At 71.8% G+C, this 3,558-nt stretch carries 5 protein-coding genes and 3 tRNA genes; 3 read left to right on the top strand and 5 right to left on the bottom strand.

Annotated elements, in window-relative coordinates:
- Positions 1 to 3 precede the first annotated feature (3 nt).
- The 3 genes from ACFWFR_RS18545 to ACFWFR_RS18535 form a co-directional block, all read right to left on the bottom strand.
- Positions 4 to 79: transfer RNA gene (locus tag ACFWFR_RS18545), tRNA-Lys, on the bottom strand.
- Positions 80 to 150: 71 nt separating this feature from the next.
- A tRNA-Lys gene (locus ACFWFR_RS18540) sits at positions 151 to 226 on the bottom strand.
- A 120-nt stretch (positions 227 to 346) separates the two neighbouring features.
- A complete protein-coding gene (locus ACFWFR_RS18535; protein WP_191803243.1) occupies positions 347 to 643 on the bottom strand; it encodes a co-chaperone GroES in 297 nt (98 codons plus the stop codon).
- A gap of 178 nt (positions 644 to 821) precedes the next feature.
- On the opposite strand from ACFWFR_RS18535, the gene bcp reads away from it, so the two are divergent.
- Together bcp and ACFWFR_RS18525 are read left to right on the top strand one after the other, a co-directional pair.
- Positions 822 to 1,301 (top strand): thioredoxin-dependent thiol peroxidase, encoded by a 480-nt coding sequence (gene bcp, locus ACFWFR_RS18530; RefSeq protein ID WP_377615888.1) that lies wholly within the window; start codon positions 822 to 824, stop codon positions 1,299 to 1,301.
- Positions 1,302 to 1,420: 119 nt separating this feature from the next.
- Positions 1,421 to 1,505, top strand: a tRNA-Leu gene (locus ACFWFR_RS18525).
- A gap of 12 nt (positions 1,506 to 1,517) precedes the next feature.
- Here ACFWFR_RS18525 and ACFWFR_RS18520 read toward each other — a convergent pair.
- Positions 1,518 to 1,949 (bottom strand): hypothetical protein, encoded by a 432-nt coding sequence (locus ACFWFR_RS18520; protein ID WP_377615889.1) that lies wholly within the window; start codon positions 1,947 to 1,949, stop codon positions 1,518 to 1,520.
- A gap of 200 nt (positions 1,950 to 2,149) precedes the next feature.
- On the opposite strand from ACFWFR_RS18520, the gene ACFWFR_RS18515 reads away from it, so the two are divergent.
- On the top strand, positions 2,150 to 2,692 hold the full coding sequence (locus tag ACFWFR_RS18515; RefSeq protein ID WP_377616079.1) for a protein-L-isoaspartate O-methyltransferase: 543 nt from the start codon (positions 2,150 to 2,152) through the stop codon (positions 2,690 to 2,692).
- Here ACFWFR_RS18515 and ACFWFR_RS18510 read toward each other — a convergent pair.
- Positions 2,679 to 3,311, bottom strand: coding sequence for a thymidine kinase (locus ACFWFR_RS18510; protein ID WP_377624064.1), 633 nt, complete (start codon positions 3,309 to 3,311; stop codon positions 2,679 to 2,681). The two genes, ACFWFR_RS18515 and ACFWFR_RS18510, sit on opposite strands and share 14 nt — an antisense overlap.
- Between the last annotated feature and the right edge of the window lie 247 nt (positions 3,312 to 3,558).

Raw genomic sequence — 3,558 nt, 5'->3', positions numbered from 1 at the left:
GTGTGGTGCGCCATCAGGGACTTGAACCCCGAACCCGCTGATTAAGAGTCAGCTGCTCTGCCAATTGAGCTAATGGCGCGCTGGTACTGCTGGGTGGTGCGGTGCTGCTGGTCGAACGTCACGACGGCCCTGTCTCCGGGACCGTGATCGTGGTGCGCCATCATGGACTCGAACCATGAACCCGCTGATTAAGAGTCAGCTGCTCTGCCAATTGAGCTAATGGCGCGCGAGAAGAAACACTACTGAACAGGCCCGGTAGAGACAAATCAGGAGGCCGGGCGGGCCTGTGACCTGCGCGACAACCGCCTGCGCACACGGTTCGCCCGGCCTCTTCTCGCCGGCGGACCTACAGGTACAGGCCGGTCTTGCCGTCGCTCTCCTCGGGCTGCGAGACGGCACTGACGTCCTTCTCGCGCAGCAGCACGTAGCTCTTGCCGCCCAGCTCGACCTCGGCGCGCTCCTCGGGGTCGAACAGCACGCGGTCCCCGCGGCTCACGTGCCGGACGTTCTCGCCCGTCGCGACGACCTGCGCCCACGCGAGGCGCTTGGGCCCCACGGCGGTGGCCGGGATCACGAGCCCCGCGGACGACTGCCGCTCGGACGCGTCGACCTCGGGCAGGACGAGGAGACGGTCGTGCAGCATGCGCAGCGGGAGTCGCTCGGGCGCGGTGGCCGACGGCGTCGCGCGGCTCGCGGAGGCGGCCTTCCGGGGGGCGGGGGTCGGGGTGTCGTTCGTGCTCGGGGTCGTCTTGCTCACGACCCCCACGCTACCCGTGTCCTCTAGGCTCGGAGGGAACCGTGAACGCTTCCCGAGGAGTCCCATGAGCACGCGCCTTGCCGTCGGAGACGACGCCCCCGACTTCACCCTCCCGACCGCCGACGGCGGCTCCGTGACGCTCTCCGAGCTGCGCGGCAGCTCCGTGATCGTCTACTTCTACCCGGCCGCGTCGACGCCGGGCTGCACCAAGGAGGCGTGCGACTTCCGCGACTCGCTCGCCTCGCTCCAGGGGGCGGGCTACAAGGTCGTCGGCATCTCGCCGGACCCGCTGCCCAAGCTCGTGAAGTTCGCCGAGGAGGAGCTGCTGACGTTCCCCCTCGCGTCCGACGAGTCCAAGGCGACGCTCGAGGCCTACGGCGCCTGGGGCGAGAAGAAGCTCTACGGCAAGACCGTGACGGGCGTGATCCGCTCGACGGTCGTCGTCGACCCCGAGGGCAAGGTCGCGCTCGCACAGTACAACGTCAAGGCCACGGGCCACGTCGCCAAGCTGCGCCGTGACCTGGGGATCGACCCCAAGAAGTAGGCCGCCCGTCGGTGGGCGGGGGCTCGGCGCAGGGCGCCGAGCGCCCCGGGCGCAGACCGCGCCGCACCCGGCGAGCCCACGAACGACGCACCCCTCGCGCGCCCGTAGACTGTGCGGGCGCGCGAGTGGCGTAATTGGCAGCCGCGCCAGGTTTAGGTCCTGGTGTCTTCGGACGTGCGGGTTCGAGTCCCGCCTCGCGCACCACGTCGGTGCAGGTCAGCCGACCGGAACGTCGGACGCCCCTGGCACCAGGCCCGGCTCGGGGTCACCACAGCCGGACTCGTCCGGGTGGTCCCAGGCCTTCACGGGCACGGCGTCCCCGGCACAGCCGACGAGCGAACGCTCACCGAGCGGCTCCTCGAGCTCGACCGTCACGAGCCGCACCCCGAAGTCCTCGCTGCACGTGCCCGTGGTGCGGAGCACGAACGCCCGGACCTCGACGCTCTCCGCGCCCTCCTCGACCTCGATGCCGTCGTCGTCGGTGCAGGTGCTCCCACCGGCGTAGACCCCCAGGTCGAGCGACGTGCCCTCCTCGGACACCAGGATCCACTCGACCCGCTGCCGTTCGGGCGTGCCTGCGCCGCACGCGACGAGCATCCCGGTGCCGACCGCGCACACGAGAGCCCCGGCGAGCACCCGACCGGTCACCCCCGGTCTCCTCCGCGACGGTGGGCCCTCAGCTCCTGCCGATCCGGTCATGTGCGGGACCCTACCCTCCTGCCGGGCGCGAGGTCCCGCCCGTCGACCGCCGCGTCGTCCTACCCTGGAAGCAGGTCCCGAGGAGGCGATCCGACGTGCCGAACGGTCACAGGGCTCAAGCGACCACCGCGCGCGACGTCGCGGCAGCGATGTCGGCGATCGACCGACGTCGCTTCCTGCCCCGCAACCAGCGGCCCTACGCGCGCGACGACCGGCCGCTGCCGATCGGCCACGGCCAGACCAACTCGCAGCCACGGACGGTCGCCGACACGCTCCGCCTCCTCCAGGTGCCGCGCGGGGCGCGCGTCCTGGACGTCGGGTCGGGCTCGGGGTGGACGACCGCGCTGCTGGCCCACCTCGTCGGACCGGCCGGCAGCGTCGTCGGGGTCGAGATCGACCCGGACCTCGCGGAGTGGGGGGCGTCCAACCTCGCGAGCTACCCCATGTCCTGGGCGCGGATCGAGGTCGCGGAGCCGGGAGTCCTGGGACGTCCCACGATGGGCGGCTACGACCGCATCCTCGTGTCGGCGGCAGCGCAGGTCCTGCCGCAGGAGCTGGTCGACCAGGTCGCGATCGGCGGGCGCCTCGTGATCCCCGTGCAGCACGTGCTGGTGCTGGTCGAGCAGCACCTGACGGGCACCGTGACGAGCCGGCACGGCACCTACAGCTTCGTCCCGCTCATCGGTTCCTGACCGTCGGGTCGTCCACGACTGCGGCCCCCGGCGCAGCGGCACGCCAGCGGGCCGCCGTGAAGTGGATGCGGCACCGCGCCTGGTAGGTCTCGAGTCCGCCGACGTGCTCCGCGCCCGCGGTCAGGGCGTCCCCGTCCGCGGTGGCCACGACGCGCTCGTGGAAGGGGGCGTCCTCCCCGCAGACGGTGCAGACGGCCGTGAGCCTGTCGGCGCGCTCGGCGAGCGCCCCCAGGGCCGGGATGGGCTCGAACGGCCGGCCGTCGAACGTGACGTCGAGACCCGCGACGATCATCACGAGGCCGCTGTCAGCGCCACGCTGCACGACGTCGAGGAGCTCCGGTCCGAAGAACTGGGCCTCGTCGACCGCCACGAGCTCGATCGACGGGTCGACACGGTCAAGGATCTCGGGCGCCGACGACGCAGGACGCGACGGGACGTCCAGACCGGAGTGCGAGCTGACGATGCCCTGGCCGCGCCGGTCGTCGAGCTCGTGGTGCACGACCTCGACGCGACGTCCCGCGATCTGAGCCCGACGAACACGCCGCAGCAGCTCCTCGGTCTTGCCCGCGAACATGGGCCCGCTGATGACCTCGACACGTCCCCGCCTCACGTCGTCCACGGGGCCAGTACAGCACCGGCGGCCGGCACGGGCCTGTCGAAGGTCAGGCGCCTGCTTCCCGCTCGCCGCGAAGCAAGTACGGCCCGTCCCCGTCGTGCCACTCGTGGTGGGGCCGCAGCCACTCACGGAAGACGGCGAGGTCCGCGGGCCGCCAGCCTCGGAGTCGGGCAGCATGCCCGACGCCGTAGACCGGCACCCGCGGGTCCCTCGCCGTCACGTGTCCTTCAGCAGGTCAGGAGTCGTCGCG

The sequence above is a fragment of the Oerskovia sp. NPDC060287 genome, assembly GCF_042726775.1.
In the GTDB taxonomy this organism is placed as follows: Bacteria; Actinomycetota; Actinomycetes; order Actinomycetales; family Cellulomonadaceae; genus Oerskovia; species Oerskovia merdavium.
The sequence above is the reverse complement of the archived record's forward strand: the minus strand, read 5'-3'. Positions and strand labels throughout refer to the sequence as shown.